17 protein-coding genes and 3 pseudogenes are annotated in these 21,530 nt (G+C 29.2%); 3 read left to right on the top strand and 17 right to left on the bottom strand.

Annotated elements, in window-relative coordinates; genetic code table 11:
- Positions 1 to 27 precede the first annotated feature (27 nt).
- From rpsO to BN3265_RS06340, 3 genes and pseudogenes are all read right to left on the bottom strand, one after another.
- On the bottom strand, positions 28 to 294 hold the full coding sequence (gene rpsO / locus BN3265_RS06325; RefSeq protein ID WP_058990694.1) for a 30S ribosomal protein S15: 267 nt from the start codon (positions 292 to 294) through the stop codon (positions 28 to 30).
- A 160-nt stretch (positions 295 to 454) separates the two neighbouring features.
- Positions 455 to 1,621, bottom strand: a pseudogene (locus tag BN3265_RS09335) (IS256 family transposase).
- 134 nt (positions 1,622 to 1,755) lie between these two features.
- Positions 1,756 to 3,969 carry a DUF5633 domain-containing protein gene (locus tag BN3265_RS06340; RefSeq protein ID WP_058990696.1) on the bottom strand — a complete coding sequence of 738 codons (2,214 nt, stop codon included), beginning with the start codon at positions 3,967 to 3,969 and terminating at the stop codon, positions 1,756 to 1,758.
- A gap of 60 nt (positions 3,970 to 4,029) precedes the next feature.
- Between BN3265_RS06340 and BN3265_RS06345 the strand changes: the two genes are divergently transcribed.
- From BN3265_RS06345 to BN3265_RS09340, 3 genes and pseudogenes are all read left to right on the top strand, one after another.
- Positions 4,030 to 4,425 (top strand): helix-turn-helix domain-containing protein, encoded by a 396-nt coding sequence (locus BN3265_RS06345; protein ID WP_094777022.1) that lies wholly within the window; start codon positions 4,030 to 4,032, stop codon positions 4,423 to 4,425.
- A gap of 148 nt (positions 4,426 to 4,573) precedes the next feature.
- On the top strand, positions 4,574 to 5,245 hold the full coding sequence (locus tag BN3265_RS06350; protein ID WP_245191119.1) for an IS3 family transposase: 672 nt from the start codon (positions 4,574 to 4,576) through the stop codon (positions 5,243 to 5,245).
- A 15-nt stretch (positions 5,246 to 5,260) separates the two neighbouring features.
- Positions 5,261 to 5,443: pseudogene (locus BN3265_RS09340) on the top strand (IS3 family transposase); the annotation flags it as partial.
- Positions 5,444 to 5,717: 274 nt separating this feature from the next.
- Here the strand turns inward: BN3265_RS09340 and BN3265_RS09795 are convergent.
- From BN3265_RS09795 to rseP, 14 genes and pseudogenes are all read right to left on the bottom strand, one after another.
- Positions 5,718 to 5,792: pseudogene (locus BN3265_RS09795) on the bottom strand (helix-turn-helix domain-containing protein); the annotation flags it as partial.
- A 133-nt stretch (positions 5,793 to 5,925) separates the two neighbouring features.
- A complete protein-coding gene (locus BN3265_RS06355) occupies positions 5,926 to 6,441 on the bottom strand; it encodes a YbaK/EbsC family protein (RefSeq protein WP_058990697.1) in 516 nt (171 codons plus the stop codon).
- Between the two features lie 289 nt (positions 6,442 to 6,730).
- Complete coding sequence (locus BN3265_RS06360; RefSeq protein ID WP_058990698.1) at positions 6,731 to 7,672, bottom strand: bifunctional riboflavin kinase/FAD synthetase; 942 nt, start codon at positions 7,670 to 7,672, stop codon at positions 6,731 to 6,733.
- A complete protein-coding gene (gene truB / locus BN3265_RS06365; protein WP_058990699.1) occupies positions 7,662 to 8,546 on the bottom strand; it encodes a tRNA pseudouridine(55) synthase TruB in 885 nt (294 codons plus the stop codon). Before truB ends, BN3265_RS06360 begins: the two co-directional genes overlap by 11 nt.
- Entirely contained in the window at positions 8,539 to 9,519 is a 981-nt protein-coding gene (locus BN3265_RS06370; RefSeq protein WP_058990700.1) for a DHH family phosphoesterase, read from the bottom strand. Before BN3265_RS06370 ends, truB begins: the two co-directional genes overlap by 8 nt.
- On the bottom strand, positions 9,497 to 9,880 hold the full coding sequence (rbfA, locus tag BN3265_RS06375; protein WP_058990701.1) for a 30S ribosome-binding factor RbfA: 384 nt from the start codon (positions 9,878 to 9,880) through the stop codon (positions 9,497 to 9,499). The genes BN3265_RS06370 and rbfA overlap by 23 nt, the downstream gene beginning before the upstream one ends.
- A 1-nt stretch (position 9,881) precedes the next feature.
- Positions 9,882 to 12,023 carry a translation initiation factor IF-2 gene (infB, locus tag BN3265_RS06380; RefSeq protein ID WP_058990702.1) on the bottom strand — a complete coding sequence of 714 codons (2,142 nt, stop codon included), beginning with the start codon at positions 12,021 to 12,023 and terminating at the stop codon, positions 9,882 to 9,884.
- Positions 12,024 to 12,036: 13 nt separating this feature from the next.
- A complete protein-coding gene (rnpM, locus tag BN3265_RS06385; RefSeq protein WP_058990703.1) occupies positions 12,037 to 12,294 on the bottom strand; it encodes an RNase P modulator RnpM in 258 nt (85 codons plus the stop codon).
- Positions 12,295 to 12,315: 21 nt separating this feature from the next.
- Positions 12,316 to 13,575, bottom strand: a complete 1,260-nt coding sequence (gene nusA, locus BN3265_RS06390) for a transcription termination factor NusA (protein ID WP_058990704.1) — start codon at positions 13,573 to 13,575, stop codon at positions 12,316 to 12,318.
- Between the two features lie 8 nt (positions 13,576 to 13,583).
- A complete protein-coding gene (locus tag BN3265_RS06395) occupies positions 13,584 to 14,024 on the bottom strand; it encodes a ribosome maturation factor RimP (protein ID WP_058990705.1) in 441 nt (146 codons plus the stop codon).
- 137 nt (positions 14,025 to 14,161) lie between these two features.
- Complete coding sequence (locus BN3265_RS06400) at positions 14,162 to 15,067, bottom strand: DMT family transporter (RefSeq protein ID WP_058990706.1); 906 nt, start codon at positions 15,065 to 15,067, stop codon at positions 14,162 to 14,164.
- 212 nt (positions 15,068 to 15,279) lie between these two features.
- The gene (locus BN3265_RS06405) at positions 15,280 to 19,464 is read right to left on the bottom strand and encodes a PolC-type DNA polymerase III (RefSeq protein ID WP_058990707.1); all 4,185 of its coding nucleotides are present in this window, start codon (positions 19,462 to 19,464) and stop codon (positions 15,280 to 15,282) included.
- Positions 19,445 to 20,503, bottom strand: a complete 1,059-nt coding sequence (gene ispG / locus BN3265_RS06410; RefSeq protein WP_058990708.1) for a flavodoxin-dependent (E)-4-hydroxy-3-methylbut-2-enyl-diphosphate synthase — start codon at positions 20,501 to 20,503, stop codon at positions 19,445 to 19,447. The genes BN3265_RS06405 and ispG overlap by 20 nt, the downstream gene beginning before the upstream one ends.
- Before the next feature lie 10 nt (positions 20,504 to 20,513).
- Positions 20,514 to 21,527: an RIP metalloprotease RseP gene (gene rseP, locus BN3265_RS06415; RefSeq protein ID WP_058990709.1), complete on the bottom strand. Its 1,014-nt coding sequence runs from the start codon at positions 21,525 to 21,527 to the stop codon at positions 20,514 to 20,516.
- Positions 21,528 to 21,530: the final 3 nt, after the last annotated feature.

Below are 21,530 nucleotides of genomic sequence, written 5' to 3' on the forward strand. Positions count from 1 at the left end.
AGACGGGATAAGCCCCGTCATATTTAACTATTTTCTTAATCCAAGTTTTTCAATAACTTCACGATATCTTTCAATATCATTTTTCATTAAGTAATTTAAAAGACCTTTTCTACGTCTAATCATTTTGAAAAGTCCTCTTCTTGAAGAGTGGTCTTTTTTGTTTGCTTTTAAATGTTCAGTTAATTCCTTGATTCTTTGAGTAAGAATAGCAATTTGAACTTCTGCTGAACCTGTGTCTTTTTCGTCTTTTTGAAATTCTTTAATAATTTGTGTTTTTTGTTCTTTATTTAACATAAAATCCTCCTAAATATATTCGCCATAACCATGAAATAGTCTGAGGAAGCTTAGTCCATAGTTAAGGTATCTTTGATATTATACCAAATATCTTTATTTTTGCAAAGAAAAAATTAGTCAAGTCCATAATATTGTGTAAAATTTACCAGCACAATATTTACTATTTCATTCTAATATATAATTTAGAAGATGTTATCCAATCCTCATTTATATCAATGAGGATTGCGCCTATTAAACGTATGGCTGATTCTTCATTAGAAATATTTTTATTACTTTTTCTCGTTTTCTAACTTCTTCGTTTAGTCTTTCTAAGCAATTGGTTGACCTAAGTCTACTATGAATTACATCATTAGCTAGATATGCGAAGGAATCTTCAAATCATTCATCTAAGGTGGCTAAAGAATTTTGAAATTTCTTTTCTGTTTCGTATTTTAAGAATATTTCTTCTTTCATTTTTCTTGCTAAGCCTATATCTTGGATTTTAAATAGTGCTTTGATATCAGTTCTAAATTCTTTAGTGTTTTTCTTTGGTGATTTTGATAGGATATTTCTTAAAAAATGAACTTGGCATCTTTGCCATATTACATTTACGAATGTTTCTTTTATTGATTTTACTAGACCTTTGTGGGAATCTGATATTACCATTTTAAGTCCAGATAGTCCTCTAGATTTTAAATATTCAAAGAAGGTTGACCATGAATATTCACTTTTGCTAGAACTTAGGTCTAAGCCTATGATTTGTCTATTTCCTTTTTCATTTATTACTATTGTGATATGACAAGCTTTTGATACTAATCGATTATTTTCCCTTACTTTTATGTATACTACATCTACAATTATGTAGGGATACTTAGTAGCACTTAAGTCACTATTTCTCCATAGCTTTACTTCTTCGTCAAGATCTTTAGTTAAAGATGATACAAAGGATTTAGAATATGTTTTACCACACATATTTTCTATTACCTTGGATACTTTTCTTGTTGATACTCCTTGAACATACATTTATAGTATGGTTGCAAGTAGTGCTTTTTCATTTCTTTGATATCTTTCAAATACTTGTGCCCTGAATTTACCATCTCTTGTTCTAGGTACTCTTAAAGTCAATGTTCCTATTTTTGTTGTATAGTCACGTTCATAGTATCCATTGTGGTAGGTGATTCTGTTAGGATCTTTGATAGGCTGTATTTTCTAAGTACTCATCTCTTTCTTTTTCCATAAGTTCATTAAAAACTTTTGTTAAGATAGATTTAGCAATTTTATTATCTACAGATTCATTAATTAAATTTTGTATTTCTTCTTGATTAATTGTAAAGTGTAATTGGGTCATTTGATTCCTCCTAGTTGTTTTTGTGGTTAAAAACATTGTACTAGTTTAGGTTTCAAATGACCTTTTCTTTTTACACAATTATACGGACTCTATCCTTAGCTAAATGGTTTTTATATAATATAACATTATATTTCCTATTTATTTTTCTTACTAATAAATAATCCAGCCGCTGCCACTCCTACAACTGCAAATAATCCTGATAATCCAGTTACACCAGTCTTCGCATTTGTTGATTTAGCCTTGCTTCTACCATTGTTATCTGATTCTTCAACAGAAGATTTCATTTTAGTATCGTTAGATTTATTATCAGATTCTTTTTTATTTTTTGATTCAGTCTTAGCTTTTTCATCATTAGGCTTTTCGCTAGCATCTGGATTCTTATCTTTATCCTTACCAGATTTATCTTCTTGATCTGGTTTATGTTCTTCACCAACAGGAGTTAAGATTAAATCTAATACGCTTAATCCTGTAAGCTCTCCTTCTTTTGGTACTGATATTACACCTCTAGCTAAAAGTTTAGAATTTTTATAATCACGTCCATCTCTAATTTCTGCCCTATATAATTTACCAGCTTCACCCACAAAATCCATAACAGAATTTTGATCATCACTGTTTGATTTTCCAATTAGTTTACCATCAGCAAATAGGTATACCTCTCCTGGATAAAAATCAAGTCCACCTTTCTTATTCCTAGTTCTTAACATAACCGCAAATCTTTTTTGATTAATATCCTCACTAAGCTTCATTTTGACTTTTATTGACTTATCTAAACCATCCTCAACATACTCATCAGGAGTAGTGAAACTTCCAGTAGCATAAGTTTTACCATTAGCATCTTTTATCTCAACTGAATACGCCCCATTCAAATCTAAAGTTAATTCTTTACTAATCTCTATTTCATCATTATAGTTATCTAGATTGTATGACTTGCCATCTATAATGAGACTTGATCCTGGTTTAATCCAATCATTTATTTTTCTATTTAGAACCCCAATATTTATACTAAATATATCTTTACGTTCTTTTACATCTTTAGTACTCAAAATATAGTAGTAAAGTCCGTCTTCATCTTGTTTTATTTCATAAGATTTAAATGATTCGTTTTCATCAAGAGCTGCTTGTGCTGCTTTAACAGCATCATCTCTATTCTTATAAAGTTGATGTTCTTGCTCCCTTTGACTAGGAATAGGAGCCAAAGTTAAAGAATACATTCCAAATCCCTTAGGATTGAGTTTGTATGACCTAAATTCTTTATTTACAGTCAAAATTTCATTTGCCATTCTAGTCATTTGATCTTCTCTACCGTAATGTATACTGAGTTTATTATAATGTGGTAAATTCTTACTTGGAGTTAATACAACGGGCAGTGCTAGAGGCCCTAAAAGTTCCCCTTCAACTGGCATATTAAATGTACCTGAATATTCCAATGTATTATCTAATCCTCTTAATTCTAAACAATATGGCTTACCAACTTCTCCTTCAAAGTTGTTATATAAACTATTATAAATTTTTCCTATATTTTCGCCATTAACATAGAAGTTATTAACACCATCAAAAAGGCACAAATTTCCTTCTTTATCTACGGCATAGAAATATAGGTCAAATACTCTTCTTTTTACATTTTCACTTAATTCAAGATTAACTAACCTAAAATTAGTTTCTTCAGGAGTAATTTGATCTGGTAGTGTTAAAGAGCCTTTAGCATAAGTCTTGTTATCTTTATCATACTTTATCTCAAAATCATAAGTCTTACCCAATTCAAAATAATCACTTATTCTAATGTATTCTCTATGATTGGCATGCGAATAAAAACTACTATCTATTTTGACTGCTTTTCCATTATAGTACAAAGTAGACGATTCTTTTACCCAATCATAAACTCTTCTATTAGGCACTTCAAAATTTATAGAAAAGTGCTCAGATTCTGATGACCTTGTTTTATTTAATAGTAACGTCCTACTTTCATCAATACTTGAACTTTTTTCTTCCTCACTTCTCAAATCTTTTTCATTATTTTTATCATCAATATTGCTTGAAGATAAATTATTTTCATCTTTTATATCATCAATATTGCTTGAGGATATATCTTTCGCATCTTCTTTGTTATTTAGACTTCCCGTAGATTTGTCTTCCTTATCCTCCTTATCTTTGTCGATATCCTTATTTTCTTTACTATCCGTCTTTTCATCAATTAGATTTTCTTGCTCACTTAAGTTTAGGTAGGATTTGTCTTCTTCTCCTATAGTAATATTAATCTCTTCTACTTTGTCAGGCTCGCCTTCCTGTCCATAAGCTGGTTGAATGACACTTATAGATAATGCTAGTATTAAGGCTGAAGATAAAACCACTCTTTGAACTGACCCCCAAAAGTTGGACTTAAAAATCAACTTAAGGAGGTCAGTTTTTTAATGGCAAAATACAAAACAGAATTTAAGATTAAAGTAGTAAGAGAATATCTAGAAGGAAATATAGGCTACAAAGGATTAGCAAAAAAATACTCTATCCCAGATCATTCTACTGTTAGAACTTGGGTTAATGCTTATGAATCTAGAGGTTATGAAGGATTAAAATTATCAAGAAAGAGTAATAGTTACTCTTTAGATTTAAAACTAAATGTAGTAGACTTGTATTTAACAGGAGAAATGTCCTATCAAAGCCTAGCAAATGAATTTAAAATCAACAATCCATCCATGATAGCTAGATGGGTAAAAGAATTTAGAGAAGAAGGAATTGAAGGACTAAAAGCAAAAAAGAAAGGTATCCCTTCAATTATGCCAAATACAGATAAAATTATACATAAATAAAAACAAAAAGTAATAAAAGAAAAAAAGAAAAAAGTCTAAAGATAAACAGAAAGAAAAACTACTATCTTCAAATGGAAGTAGAAATTCTAAAAAAAAAGATTCAATTCTCTCAAATGACACAGGAAGAAATAGACAGATATCTGAAGTCATTAGATCACTAAGAGATAAATTCAAACTGAAGGACTTGTTGGAATATTTCAATCTAGCAAAATCAACATACATGTATTGGCAACAACGTTTAGACAGACCAAACACAGATGAGCAAGTAGAAAAGAAGATACTAGAAACTAGAAAAGACAATCCAAACTATGGATATAGAAGAATAACAGCAACGCTAAGAAAACAAGGACTATTGATAAACAAAAAGAAAGTTCAAAGACTAGTACAAAAACTAAAACTTCAAGTAACAAGTTTCTCAAGAAAAACAAGAAAATACTCATCATACAAAGGGACAATAGGAAAAGTAGTAGATAACAAAATAAATAGAAAATTTAAAGTAGATGAACCCTACACATATATAACAACAGATACAACAGAATTTAAGTATCTAGAAAAAGATAAATCAGGAAACTACCAAGTAAAAAAACTTTATCTAAACCCATATCTAGACATGTATAATGGTGAAATCATAAGTTATGAAATATCAAAACAACCAAGGCTAGAACCAATACTAAAAGCCTTAGACAAAGCAATAGAAATAACAAGCACGAACAATGATAAGAGGATATTTCATTCAGACCAAGGATGGGCTTATCAAATAAAACAATATACATCAAGACTAGAAAAAGAAGGGATAATCCAATCAATGTCAAGAAAGTGAAATTGCCTAGATAACTCCCCAATGGAGAACTTCTTTGGGATACTAAAACAAGAAATCTACTATGGCAAAAAATTCTACTCATATGAACAGTTAAAAGAAACACTAGAAGAATATATCCTATATTACAATAAAGATAGAATAAAAGAAAAATTAGGATATTTAAGTCCAATAGAATATAGAAAGTTAAATGCAGCATAAAAATTCCACCCCTAGGGGTGGAAAGTAATAAAATAATACCAGAACAGGTAGTTTACTAGTTCTGGTATTAGGTACAACTTTATGGGGTCACCACACTTTTATTTGTTTTCATACTTACCTCCATTTATATTTATAAATATTATATCACTAATATAAATGTCAAGTCCATAATATTGTGTAAAATTTACCAGCACAATATTTACTATTTCATTCTAATATATAATTTAGAAGGTGTTATCCAATCCTCATTGATATCAATGAGGATTGGATAACATCTAGAAGAATAGCCCTCTTTTCTTAGTACCTCTATCTTATTTCTCTCATTTATGGTAAGATGTTTATAACTTATATTAACCTCCGTGTGTGTTTTTGTCGTTATTAACATTTTACACGAAGTTAGTATGAGTTTTCTATTTTATTCTAGTGTCGCATTTAATTTTACAACTTATCATTTATTTAAAAATAAAATTAATCCCAATTTTTTAAAAATCTAATTCATTAATTCCTGCTTTAAAATCAAAAATTTCATAATCATAGCCACAATCTTTTACAAGTTTAAAAATATCTTCATTTTTAATAAAAACTGTCTTAGTATTATCATCTGGGTGAAAAGTCATAAGATTATTTTCTTCTATCATATCCTTATCAAAAAATACCTTTATATTTTCATCAGTATTCATCAAACCAAAAACTGAAATTATTCCAACTTCTTGCTCCATAATTTCGTAAACTTTTTTTGGATCAAGAAAGTGCATACCTTTCTCATTTAATAGTTTATTATAATCTTTTAGGCTAATCATTTTTTTATCATCCATAACTATTAGATAATACTTCCTATTTTTTCTATTAGCTAAAAAAAGATTTTTTGTCCTAGCCCCCTCTTTTCCCTCAATGTATGCATCAGCTTCTTCAGTAGTTTCTGCTGGAGGATGTTCTACCATATCATATTTTATATTTAGTTTATTAAGTCTATCAAAAACTTTTCTAGGATTACCCATAATATCTCCTTTTAAATTCTAGCACAACACTTTCACTTCAATATTATTAATACCCAATTACTTATAAAAAATAAATTTTCACACAAAAAAAGAGCAGTTTCCTACTCTCAGAGCGTAGACAAAGTATAATTTAGCTAATATTTCTATTTTAAAATAAAATTAAGCTACGTACCATCTCGACTAAGTGAGTAAAACGAACGCATGGAGAGATCTCGCGAGATTTCTCCACTCACTACGTTCGGTCGAAATAGGCAATTTTTTAGTTTGTCAATAGTCTGGGAGCAGTTTCCTACTCTTTTCTATATTTTTCTATTAATTTTCTTCCTGTTTTTTTATCTTTTTCCATTTGCTCGATTAATTCATCGGCTGATTTAAATTTATAATCGCATCTTAAATATTCTAAAAATTCTATACTCATATTTTTTCCATAAATATTTTTAGAAAAATCCATTATATAAGTTTCAATTTTTACTTCTTTATTTTCAAAAGTTGGATTTGTTCCAATATCTGTTAGGGCAAAATAATAATCTCTGTCAATATTTACTCTAGTAAAATAAACTCCCGATTTTGCAGTGACATATTTGAAAGATGGTTTTAAATTTGCTGTTGGGAAGTTTAATAACCTTCCTCTTTGTGCTCCTTTAATGACTTTTCCTTGCATTTTAAAAGGATGACCCAAATCTTTGTTGGCTTTTTCGATTTTTCCTTCTCTTACCATTTGTCTGATATCTGTTGAATTTATAATTTTTCCATCATCAAGCTCAAAATCTACAACTTTTACCTTATAATCAAAGTCTTCTTGGTATTTTTTTAGAGTTTTTGTATCCCCTTTTGCCATTTTCCCAAACCTATAATTATCGCCAACAATTACATATTTGGTATTTAATTTTTCGTAGAGAATTTTTTCTATAAATTCATAGGGTGATAAGTTTTTAAATTTGTCAGAAAATTCCAAAAGGCAAAAACACTCTATTCCCATATTCTTTAAAATTTCAATTTTATCATCAAGACTTGTAAGATATTCTTTTTCTCCATTAAGGATATTTTTGGTGTTTTCTTTAAATAATAAGACTGATGGTGTAAGATTTTTTTCTTTTGAAATTTTTATATTTTCTTTCATAAGTTTTTGATGGCCTTTGTGAACTCCATCAAAATTTCCAAGACTTACCACCTTTGGTGATAGGTCAAATTCATTAAAATCTAAGTCAAATATTTTTATATTAGCCTTCATAAAACACCTTCTTAATTTTCAAAGTCTTATTTTCATTTTTGTATTCCCCAAGTCCAATGAATAAATCTTTAACATAAACTCTCAAATATCCCTCAACCTTTTTGTCAAAATCAACTTTCATGGTCATTCCATTTGTGGCTTGTTTGTAATAAGATTTATCCAAAATAATTTTTTCATATTGACCCAAAGCTTTATCTATGGGAATTAGATTTTTTAAAATTTGATCACTATCCATTTTTTCAAAATCTTCAATTTTTATGGCATCTTTTACATCAAAATCTCCAACTTTTAACCTTCTAAGCTCTTTTACAGTAGCAAAAGTTTTTAAATTCTCACCCAAATCATTTACAAGACTTCTTATATAAGTTCCTTTTGAACAAGTTATTTTAAGTCTAGCGTAGGGAAAATCAAAGTCAAGAATTTCAAAATCATAAATTTTAATTTTTCTTTGTTTTCTTTCTACAGTTTTTCCTTCTCTTGCAAGCTCATAAAGCTTTCTGCCCTTGTGCTTTAGGGCTGAATACATGGGAGGGGTTTGTAAGATTTCTCCAGTAAAATTTTCTTTTATTGCTTTTTCTAAATCTTTTTTTTCAAAAGTATTTGAAGATTTTTCTAAAACTTCACCTGTAATATCTTGGCTATCTGTTTTTTGACCAAAAAATGCAAGAGTCTCATAAATTTTAACCTCGTCCATTAAAAAATCTGAAACTCTTGTTGCTTTGTTAATTAAAAGTGGCAAAAGGCCAGTTGCAAGAGGATCTAGAGTTCCTGCATGGCCTATTTTTTTTATGCCTAGTTTTTTTCTTGCTTGATATACACATTTTCCTGAGGATATTCCTGTACTTTTATCAATTAATAAAATTCCGCTAGTCATTTATTGCCTCTTCTAAAATTTTTCTCATTATATTTAAAGCCTTATCCATTGAATCTGTATTTATTGTAAATCCAGAAGCCCTAATGTGACCTCCGCCACCATTATTTCTTGCAATTTCTGAAACATCAAGATAGTCTTTGCTTCTTAGAGAAATTTTATATTCATTTTCCCCATACTCTTTTACAAGACAGGCAACTTCAATTCCCTTTAAATCTCTTAGCATATTTACAACTGATTCGCTATCTCCAATTTGAACACCAAATTTTTCGCATGTTTTTTGGCTTACTCCAACCAAAGCATAGGGCTTTTTAAATTCCACCTTATTTAAAAGATGATTTTCAAATTGTAATTTTGAAATTTCTTTATTTTGATAGAGATTTTTATAAATCATTTCAAAATCCGCCCCAATTTTATAAAGGTCTGCTGCTGTATAAAAAGTTAGCTCGCTTATATTTGAATATAAAAATCTATTAGTATCTGTAACCAAACCAGCATACAAAAGAGTTGCAATTTCCTTATCAATTGGAAGATTTAATCTTTTAATAATCTCATAAACAAGCTCGCAACTTGCAGGAGAATCTGAATGAATTATATTTAAATCTGTTTTTATAGATCCGCCTTCATGGTGGTCTATTACAAGAACTTTTTTAGATTTTTTACAAATCTCTATAGCCTTATCAATCCTATCAAATTCTGAACAATCTACAATTATAAACAAATCATATTCTTTTTGACTTGGATCTTTATAATTTTCAAGTTGGGGTAGAAATTTTAAGTAATCATCCACCTCGCTTATTTTTATAACTTCAGATTTTTTTCCATAAAGTTCAAGAGACTTCCTAAGACCAAGAGCTGATCCTAGGGCATCTCCATCTGGATTTATATGGGCTGAAATTGCAATTGTATTAGCCTCGTCAATAAAATTTTTAAATTTTTCTAATTCTTTTTGACTAATCTTCTCGATTTTTGGCATTTTTTTCATCCTTTTTTATGGTTTCGGCAATTAGCTTATCCATATAGACGCCATGTTCGATAGAATTGTCATATTTAAATCTAAATTCTGGCATTGACCTAAGTCTCATTCTCTCGCCAATTAATTTTTTCATATAACCTTTTGCTTGGTCGAGGGCTTCTATTACAGATTCTTTTTTGCTGTCATCTCCCAAAACTGAAACAAAAATATCAGCATAAGATAAGTCATTTGTAACTTCTACATCTGTTATAGAAACTATTACATTATCTGATAATCTTGGATCGTTAATATCTTCTGCCAAAATTTTTGATAATTCTTTTTGCATTTGTGAAGATATTTTTAAGGTTCTTCTTTTATCCATTCTATTCTCTTTCTTTTTCTATTATTTCGTAAGCTTCAAGTTCGTCGCCTTCTTTGATGTCATTGAATTTTTCAAGACCAATTCCACCTTCATAGCCATTGTTTAATTCTTTTGCATCATCTTTGAATCTTTTCATAGATTCAATATTTCCATCAAAGATAACAACATTGTCTCTTAATAATCTTATTTTTGCTCTTCTTGGAACTGATCCGCTTGTTACAAGAACACCAGCAATCATTCCAGCATTTGGAATTTTGAAAGTTTCTTGAACTTTTGCACGACCAAGAATTTTTTCTTCAAATTCTGGATCAAGCATTCCTTTTAGAGCTTTTTCTACATCTTCTATGGCTTCATAAATTACAGAATAAGTTCTTATTTCTATATTATTTTCTTCTGCCATTTGAAGAGCACCTTGTGTTGGACGAACATTAAATCCAATAATTATAGCATTTGATGCTTGAGCAAGGAGTACGTCTGATTCTGAAATTCCTCCAACAGCTCCTGCAATTACATTTACAAAAACTTCTTCATTTGAAAGTTTTGAAAATGAGCTTGAAACTGCATCTACAGTTCCTTTTACATCAGTTTTTACTATAATATTTAATTCTTTTAATTCTCCATCTTCAATGCCTTCGTACATATCTTCAAGGTTAGTATTAGATTTTTGAATTAGTCTTTCTTCTCTTTTTTGTTCTTTAGCACGATCTGCATAAAATCTTGCAGTTTTTTCATCTTCTACAGCAAAAATTTTATCTCCAGCTTCTGCCACATCGCTTAGTCCTAAAATTTGGGCTGGCATTGATGGACCAGCTTCTGAAATTGGTTCGCCTTTTGAATTAAACATAGCCCTAATTCTTCCTGAAGATGATCCTGTAACTACATAATCCTTATCGTGAAGAGTTCCTTTTTGAACAAGAACTGTTGCAACGGCTCCTCTTGCCTTATCAAGTTGAGCTTCAACAATAATTCCAACAGCAGCTCTGTTTGGATTTGCTTTTAATTCTCTCATTTCCGCAACAAGTAAAACCATCTCCAAAAGATCTTTAATTCCATCGCCTGTTCTTGCAGATACTTCTACCATAATTGTATCTCCACCCCAGTCTTCAGAAACTAAACCGTATTCTGTTAATTCTTGTTTTACTCTATTTGGATCACTTTCTTCCTTATCCATTTTATTAATTGCAACAATTATTGGAATTTCTGCAGCTTTTGCGTGGTTAATAGCTTCAATTGTTTGTGGCATTACTCCATCGTCACCTGCAACAACTAAAATTGCTATATCTGTTGATTGAGCTCCTCTCATTCTCATTTGAGTGAAGGCTTCGTGACCTGGTGTATCCAAAAATACAATTTCTTTATCATTAATATTTACAGTTGAAGCACCAATATGTTGAGTTATTCCTCCAGCTTCCCCAGATGCAAATTGTGTGTCTCTAATAGCATCAAGAATTGAAGTTTTTCCGTGGTCAACGTGACCCATAACTGAAACAACTGGTGGACGAGTAGCCAAATCTTTTTCATCATCTTCAAAATCAAGATCTTTTTCTTGAACTTCAATTTCATCAACTTTAACTTCTTTTGAGATTTCTTTATTAAATTCAAGAGCAACAAGTTCAGCTTGATCAAATTCTATTTGATCATTAAGCCCTGCCATTACTCCAAGGCCCATAAGTTTCATGATAACTTGATTTGCATTTTCTTCAATTTTTTCTGCAAAAGCTTTTACTGAAATTGATTCTGGTATATAAATTTTTCCATCATCATTGTTTTCAGCCTTTATTTCTCTTTTTGTTGATTTTTTTGATCTTTTATTTTGCTTTTTATTTTTTTTCTTTTCTTTTTTATTATTTGATTTTTTATTCTTTTTATTTGAATTTGAAGATTTTTTTTCAGAAAGATTTTCTTTATTTTCTGGTTTTTTTTCAGACTTTTCTGGTTTTTTCTCTTCTTTTTTATCTTCTTTGGCTTGATTTTGTGTAGCTTCGTTAAAATATTCTTCTACTATTTCTAGATCTTCACCACTAAGTACAGACATATGAGATTTTATTTTTAATCCAAACTCATCTTTTAGTAGATTTAACATTTCCTTTGTAGTTTTTTTGTGTTCTTTTGCTAATTCATATATTCTTAATTTTTTAGCCATCTAATCACCTCTTTTATTTCATAGCAATTATCTCCTCGTAAAGATCATCACTAATTTCAGTTTTAAAAACTTTTTCTAATTTTCTTTTCTTTTTTGCTTCATCTATGCATTTTTCATTTTTGCAAATATAAGCACCCCTACCATTTTTCTTGCCGGTAGGATCTAGGATAATTCCCTCTTCTTTGTTTTTAACTATCCTAATTAATTCATGTTTATCTTTGTTTTCTCCACAAACTATACATTTTCTTTGTGGTATTTTTCTTTGTTTCATTTTTTCACCATTATTAATAAGTTATTCTTTTTCACTTTCTTCAATATCTTCTTTAATAATTTGGTCAAGGTCGTCTGATAAATTTTCTATATCTTCTTTATCTAAAGACTCGCCTTCGTCTATTTTTTCATCTTCTATATTAGAAATATCTTCTAAATCTTTATTTAAAACTTCTTCATTTACTTCTACAGATTCTATCTCTTCTTCATTTAAACCTAAAATTTCATCTATTTGATCTTGGTCTAAACTGTCATACTCTTCTTGGCTTTTTATATCAATTTTCCAACCTGTAAGTCTTGCTGCAAGTCTTGCATTTTGACCTTCTTTTCCTATTGCAAGGGATAATTGATCATCTCTTACAACAACCAAGGATTGTTTTTTCTTATCATTTATATAAACTTCGTTTATTTCAGCTGGTGATAGGGAGTTTTTGATAAATACTTTGACATCTTTGTCATAATTTATAATATCAATTTTTTCGCCTTGTAATTCTTCAACTATTGAATTTACACGACTTCCCTTAAAACCAATACAAGCTCCTATTGAATCTATTTCTGGATCATTTGAAAAAACTGCGATTTTTGTTCTAGATCCTGCTTCCCTATCTATTCCATAAATTTCAATTATTCCATTTGTAATTTCTGGAACTTCAAGTTCAAATAATCTTATAACCAAGGCCTTATCTTTTCTTGATAGAATTATTTGTGGCTCTTTTGTTGTATTTTTTACTTCTTTAATTAAAACTTTAATTCTTTGATTTGGAGTATAAGTTTCACTTTCTACTTGTTCTTTTAAAGGAATAATTCCTTCAATTTTATCAAGATTTATATAGACATTAAACTTATCTTCTCTTTGAACAACACCTGTTATAATTTCATTTGCCCTATCCAAATATTCAGAATAAACTGAATCTCTTTGGGCATCTCTTATTTTTTGGATTACAATATTTCTTGCAGTTTGAGCTGCAACTCTACCAAAATTTTTAGGTGCAATTTTTACCCTACAAATATCTCCTAAATCTAATTTAGGATCAATTTCTTTTGCTTTTGTCTTAGATATTTCAGCTATTGGATCATTTACTTCATCAACTACATTTTTTAGAGAATACACTTCAATTTCTCCGGTTTCTTGATTGATATTTACATCAACATTTTCATTATTATCGTAGTTTTTTTGGTAAGATTTAACCAAAGCTTTTTCCAATGCTTCAAGGATTACTTCCTTATCAACATTTTTACTTTTTTCAAGTTCCTCTAAGGCAATTATAAATTCTTTATTCATCTTTCCCCCTAGAAGACTATCTCAATTTTAATAGTCTTAATTTCACTTTTATTAATTTCTTTGTCTTCGTTTTCAAGCGCAAATATCAAGGAATCTTCTTTTATTTCTTTAATTTTCCCTATAAACTTCTCGCCATCTTTAAGCTTTACTTCCAAAAGCTCATCTTTATTTCTTTCAAGGTCTCTGTCTGTTTTTAGGGGTCTTGAAAGGTCAGGAGAAGATACTTCTAAATAATAAAATGATTTTATAAGGTCAATTTCATCCAGTTTTTCACTCAAAAAATTAGAAGTTTTTTCGCAATCATCAATGGTGATTCCCCCGTCCTTATAAATAAAAAACCTCAATATTTTATTTTTTCCTTCATTTACAAACTCGATATCTACAAGCTCATAACCAAGCTCATTAATATCTTTTTCTAAATTTTCTTTTAATTTACTTATTAAATCCATAACTTCCCCTTTACATATTAAAAGAGTGGATTTGTCCACTCTTCGCTTAAAATTATTATACTCTCTATGTCTTAATTTTCAATTTTTAAAAATACGCTATATTATTTAAAAATAATATGAATTTTTCCTTTAATTTTTTATTTTATTCTAAAAAATTTTTTTATTTTTCTTTCTGGAATTTGGGATAAAATTATTGCAGCAAACATAATCAAACCACCAATAACTTCTCTTCCAACTGGTCTTTCATGTAAAAATAAAAATCCAAAAAATGCAGCAAAAACTGATTCTAAAGATAAAATCAAACTTGCTATAGTTGGATCAGTATCCTTTTGAGCAACAATTTGAAGGGTATAACCAAGTCCTGAAGAAAATACTCCCAAATATAAAATTGCAAAAATTCCTTTTCTTATCAAGTTAATGTCAGGTTTTTCAAATAAAATCATAAGAATTAAAGATACAAAACTTGCAATAAAAAATTGTATCATTGACATTTTTACGCTGTCAGCTTTAGGGGAAAATTTATCGATAAATAGGATATGAAAGGCAAAGAACAAGGATCCTATAAAAATTAAAATATCTCCCTTGTTAATTGAAAACCCATCTTCAACCTTTACTGTCAATAAATATAAACCAATTAAGGCAAGAATAATTGAAATGCCTGTTTTTTTTGATATTTTTTTGCCCATAAAAATTGCAAAAATCGGAACAATTACAACATAAAGCGAAGTTATAAATCCTGCTTTTCCACTCGTTGTATAATAAACTCCAGTTTGTTGAAAACTTACGGCAACTGCCATCACAATACCCGTAGCAATAGCTCCTCTGATGGTTGCAGTTTTTGTAAAGCTATCCATTTTTTTTACACTTTTATTTTTTCTAAAAATTGAATATACAAATAAAAATATTCCAGCCGTTAAATTTCTCAAAAAATTAAAGGTAAATGGCTCAATATAATCACTTCCTAATTTTTGGGCAATAAAAGCAAATCCCCAAATAAAGGAAGTCAATAATAACAAAAGCTCACCCTTATGCTTATTTTTCATACCTACTCCTAAATTTTTTAATCATTGCTTGTATTATATCAAAAAATTTATAATTTGTAAGATTTTTTTATAAAAATAATTAAAAACTTATATCTATGACTCAACTTTGATAAATAAGTGGATTTTATCGTTATAAATATGCATATTTTTCTAAATTATTAAAAACAAATAAAAAACTCTAATAAAGAATTAATCTCTATTAGAGTTATAAATTACAAATCAAATAAAGACATTTGATTTTCTTCTTGCAAGCCTTCAATTATTTCTAAATTTTTTAAAGAATTTAGGGCATTTTTATTTAATGAAGTTCTTTTTTTCAAATCTTCAATTGAAATAAATTTAGACTTTTCTCTTTCAGTAACTATATCTTTTGCCATAGCTTCCGAAACATCATCAACCGCTGAAAGTGGAGGTAAAATTTCTCCATCTTCATCTAAAATAAATTTAATAGCTTCAGACTTATACAAGTCTGCTTTTTTTATTTTTATATCTCTTGCAGCCATCTCTTCAGCAACTTCTAGCAAAGACCTTAGATTTTTTTCTCTTTGCGTTGGTTTTTCTAATTGATTAATTTCATTTAAAGCATATTGGATTGATTTTAATCCTTTTACAATAACTGAATATTGAAAGTCGTTTAATTTTGTAGAAAAATATGTTGCGTAAAATGCTTTTGGATAATAAACTTTGTAATAAGCAATCCTGTAGCTCATTAAACAATATGCAACCGCGTGAGCTTTTGGGAAAAGATATTTTATTTTCAAACAAGAATCAATATACCAATCAGGAACCTTATTTTCTTTCATATAAGTCAAAGTTTCTTCCGATAAAGTTTTTCCCTTTCTTACTTTTTCCATTATTTGGAAAGATTTTTTCTTATCAAGTCCAAGATTAATCAAAGAATTCATAATATCATCACGAGTTGAAATTATTTGGTCAAATCCTGCAGTTTTTGATTTAACTAAATCTTGGGCATTATTTAGCCACACATCTGTTCCATGAGAAAGTCCAGAAATTCTTGTCATTTCTGAAAATTTAGTTGGAAAAGTATCTTTTAACATTCCCCTTACAAATGATGTACCAAATTCAGGAATCCCCAAAGTTCCTATTTCATTATTTGAAAAATCATATTTTATATTTAAGGGTTTGGTTGAAGAGAAAATATTCATTACATTTTCATCATCCATTTGAAGTTTCAAAGGATCCGTATTTGTTAAATCTTGAAGACTTCTAATAATTGTAGGAACATCATGGCCCAATAAATCGAGTTTTAAAATAACTCCGTGCATCATATTGTAGGTAAAATGAGTTGTTTTTATATCATCTTTTCCATCATCTGCCGGATATTGAACTGGAGAAAAATCATAAATTTCCTTATCATTTGGAACAATCATTAATCCTCCTGGGTGTTGTCCGGTTGTTCTTTTTACATCGTAAAGTCCTCTTTGATATTTTCTAATTTGTGCGTTGGAAAGATTTAGGTCGTTATCTTCCATATATTTTTTAATGTAACCAAAAGCTGTATTGTCTTTTATAGTTCCAATAGTTCCTGCCCTAAAAACTTTTCCCTCACCAAATAATTCTTCAGTATATTTGTGAATGGTTGGTTGATATTCTCCAGCAAAATTCAAATCAATATCTGGTTCTTTGTCTCCTTCAAAGCCCAAAAAAACTTCAAAAGGAATATCGTGACCATCTTTTTTCATTTCTGCCCCACATTTTGGACAAGTTTTATCTGGCAAATCTATTCCAGCTCCAACACTACCATCAGTTATAAATTCTGAATGCTTACATTCTGGACAAATATAATGAGGAGCAAGAGGATTTACTTCTGTAATATTTGCCATGGTTGCTGCAAAAGATGAACCAACCGAACCTCTTGATCCAACCAAATATCCATCTTCATTTGATTTTTCTACAAGCTCTTTTGCAATTATATATAAAACTGCATAACCGTTTGAAATTATAGAATCAAGCTCCTTATCAAGTCTTGCTTTTACAATATTTGGAAGAGGATCCCCATAAATTGATATTGCTTTTTCATAAGTTGTATCTTTTAATTTTTTATCAGATCCTTCAATTTTTGGTGGAAAAGTTTCATGAGGAATAGGCATAATGCTTTCCAAACTATCAGAAATTTTTATTGTATTATCAATTACAACTTCCATTTTTGTTTGATCATCTAGATAATAAAATTCATCAAGCATTTCATTGGTTGTTTTTAAATAATAAAGGGGATTATTTTCCTTGTAATGGAAAAATTGTCCCTTGTGTAGGATATTTCTAAGAACATAATCTTTCTTTTCCATATATCTTACAGATCCTGTTGCTACAACCAATTTATTATGTTTTTTTCCAAGTTCTATTATTTTTTTGTTTATTTCAATAATTTGATTTTCATCCCTTATTGATCCATTTTCTAAATCATCAGCAAATACTCCTAGTGCCTCTATTTGGAAAAAATCAAAAAATTTACAGATTTCATCTATTTTTTCTTCAGAAAAATCATCTCTTATTGCCTTAAACAAAAGACCATCTTTGCCGCCAGAACCTATTATTAGACCTTCTTTGTTTTCTTTAACCAAATCAAAAGGAGTTTTGGCTTCAAAATTAAAATATTTCATCCTAGATTCTGAAATTATTTTATAAAGATTTTTAAGGCCATGGTAATTTTTGGCAAAAATTATTGATGAGAAATTTTCGTGACGAGCTATTGGCCATTTTGTTTTTATAGAATTTATTTTTTCAAGGCTAAAATCTTTATTTTTTTCTTTGATTTTTTCAAATAATTTTATAAAAATTTTGGCAGTTGTAAGAGCATCATCACTTGCCCTGTGATGGTTAAATGGGTCTACTGCTAATTTTTTTGCAAGTTTATCAAGAGAAAATCTTCCCATACTTGGAAAAACTGCCCTTGCCATTGGCAAAGTATCCAAATAAACTGGCTCAAATTTTAAAGATTGATTGTGGCAAGCTTCTTTTATAAAACCAATATCAAAATCTGTATTTTGTCCTACAAAATATGAATCTTTTGAAAACTCCAAAAATTTTGGCAAAATCTCATCAATTTTTGGCTTATCCATTACCATTTCATTTGTAATTCCGGTAAGCTCTACTACCTTTTGAGGAATCATTTTTTCCGGATTTACAAGTTCATTAAAAACTTCAACAATTTCTCCATTTTGAACCTTTACAGCACCAATTTCTGTAATTTTGTCAGAATATTTGTAAAGACCAGTAGTCTCCAAGTCAAATACAATAAAATTTTGATCTTTTAAATCACTTATATCATTTATTTTTTTATTGTAATTATTAGTTAGAATTCTTAAATTTTTATCAACTAACAAAAGCTCTGCTCCTGCTAGCATTTTTATGTCATTTTTTCCAAGCTTATCATACATATCTGGAAGGGCTTGAAGAGTTTCTGTATCTGTAATTCCACAAGCTGTGTGGCCCCAAGATTTTAATTTATTAGCTAAATCATCCATATCAACAAAACCATCAAGGTTTGTCATTTTTGTATGAATTTCAAGCTCTACTCTTTTTTTAGGATAAGTATCAAGCCTTTCTTTTTTCTCACATTCTTCCATGGAATTTACAGTAAAAACATCCTCGTGGGAGTAGCCATCATAATTTAAAACTCCTTGGACTCTTACAGCCATATTTTCTTTAAAGTTATCAAGCTTATTTTTATTTCTTGGTTGAACAAACATTTTACAAGCTATGGCATCTGATTCATCTTCAAGGTCAAAAGAATAAATAAAATTTCCTCTTTTTGATTCAAAAATATCAATTCCAAAAACTCTTCCCCTTAGTGAAAGATTCATTCCTTTTTTGTCATAAATTTCTTCAATTTTAAATTCATCAGCCTTAATATTTCTTCCATACTTTAAAACATCTGATGGGTCTTTTTGAATTTTTTCGGAATTTTTTTTGTTATTTCTAGCATTTTGAATCATATTTTCAAGTTCGAGTTTTTTTAAATCTCTAAGGCTTGATGGTTTTTCATCTTTTATATTTTCATCTTTTTTTTCTTCAAGATTTGGCAAATCAAAAATGTCATTGTTTTGAGAATTTTCTTTTATTTGATCTTTATTCTCTTCTACAATTTCTTCTACTTGGTCTTCATATCCTGTTTCATAAAAATCTGGAAGGGGTTGATTTTCATAAAATTGATCAATTGGATTTGATTTTTCTTCATTTTCTATTATATCTTCGTATTTTAAAGCCAAATTTACATAAGAAAAATATTTTTCTAATTTTTCCTCGATATCTTTTTCTTTTTTTCCTAGGATTATTAATTTTAATTTATTTAATTTTTTTGAATATATAGCATTTTTTATATAGTAATCTTTATCAGTATCAATGATTGATTTTAGACTAATTTTCATTTTTCTCATCTTTCAAAATTTCTTCAATTAGACTGTCTACTATTTCTTCTTGTTTTACTTTTTTTATGGTTATTCCTTTTTTAAACAAAAATCCATATCCTTTTGCACAAGCTATTCCGTAATCAGCTTCTTTTGCCTCCCCTGGTCCGTTGACAGGGCAACCCATTATGGCAACTTTTAAATTTAAATTTAATTTATCAAGTCTTTCGCTTGCTTCATTTACAATTTCATCCAAATTTACACTTGTTCTTGAACAAGTTGGGCAAGAAACCAAATCAACTCCATCACGTCTAAGGCCCAAAGATTTTAAAATTGTTTTTCCAGCTTTAACTTCTTGAACTGGATCTCCTGTTATTGAAACCCTAATTGTATCTCCAATTCCATCTTTTAATAAAGATCCCATTCCAATTGATGATTTTACAAGAGCTTGATAAAGGGGGCCTGCTTCTGTAACTCCTAAATGGAGTGGATAATCGCAAAGAGAAGAAATTTTTCTATTTACATCAATCATTGTATTTACATCGGATGATTTTATAGAAATTACAATATCATGAAAGTCTAAATCTTCTAAAACTTTCACTTCATCAAGGGCAGAATAAACAAGGCTATCAACATTTACTCCATGGTATTTTTCAATCATATCCTTATGAACAGATCCTGAATTTACTCCGATTCTTATCGGAATATTTTTCTCCTTGCATTTTTCAACCAAAATTTTAACCTTGTCACTTCCTCCAATATTTCCCGGATTTATTCTTAAGCAATCACATCCGTTTTCGACAGCTGCAAGCGCAAGTTTATAATCAAATTGTATATCTGCCACAAAAGGAAGATTGGTTCTTTTTTTAATTTCAGAAATTGCCCTTGCATCTTCAAGAGAATTTATAGCAGACCTTGAAATATCACAACCTGCCTTTTCAAAATCATTAATTTGTTTTACAACTTCTTCAATATTTTTTGTTTCTTTTGTTGTCATTGATTGAATAGAAATAGGAGATCCTCCTCCTATGGCTACATCTCCTACATACACTTTTCTAGTTTTTTTCAATTTTTTCTCCTTAAAATAAGTTAATTAAATCTTTGATTGTAACTAGAAGAATTAAACTCAACAAGAGAATGAATCCTCCTATGGTAAATTTTTCTTCAATTTTTTTATTTACTCTTTTTTTGCTAATCATTTCAAACAAAGAAGTAAATATTTTTGACCCATCAAGGGCTGGTATTGGAAGTAGGTTAAAAAATCCTAAATTCACACTAATATATCCCAAAAAGAATAATAAATTCATTGCACCAAGATTTGCCTGTCTACCCATTTCTTTTACAACACCAACTGGGCCAGAGAGGGCTGAAAATCCTAATTTCCCTGTAAATAAACTTTTTAATACAGTAAACATTAAAACTATCATGGACCCAACTTCTTTTATTCCAATTTTAATTGCTTCAAAAAATCCTACATCCTCATTTTTTGGAATAAAACCAAGAAGAGGTCTTTTGTCTTCAAATTTTACTTTAACATTTTTTTCAATTTCTTTTCCATCTCTTTTTATTTTCAAAGAAATTTCTTCGTTTTTATCATGATTTTTATAAAAATCTTCTAAATTTTTTGTAATATCAGAAAATTCATTTATTTTTTCTCCTGAAATTTCTGTTATTTGATCATTTATTTTTAAACCTTGACTTTTTATAGGAGAATTATCTGTAAATTCACCTATTATTGTTGATGGTTTTCCTGTATTAAAAGATACAATGGCAAATAAAATTGCTGCAAAAATCAAATTTGTCAAAGGTCCTGCAAGAATTGTCAAAAATCTTTTGTAGGCAGGTGCCTTGTCAAATGATCTTTCATCATCACTTTCATCATCTTCCCCTTCCATGGCACAATATCCACCAATTGGAAAAAGATTTACAGAATAAAGAGTTTCTCCTTTTTGTTTTGAAAAAATTTTAGGCCCCATGCCAATGGCAAATTCATTAACCTTAATTCCACTTTTTTTCGCTATAATAAAATGTCCAAATTCATGAATCAAAATCAAAAATAAGAACATAATAATAGATAAAATAACCGACTTCATTTC

It is taken from the genome of Anaerococcus rubeinfantis (assembly GCF_001487145.1).
In the GTDB taxonomy this organism is placed as follows: domain Bacteria; phylum Bacillota; class Clostridia; order Tissierellales; family Peptoniphilaceae; genus Anaerococcus; species Anaerococcus rubeinfantis.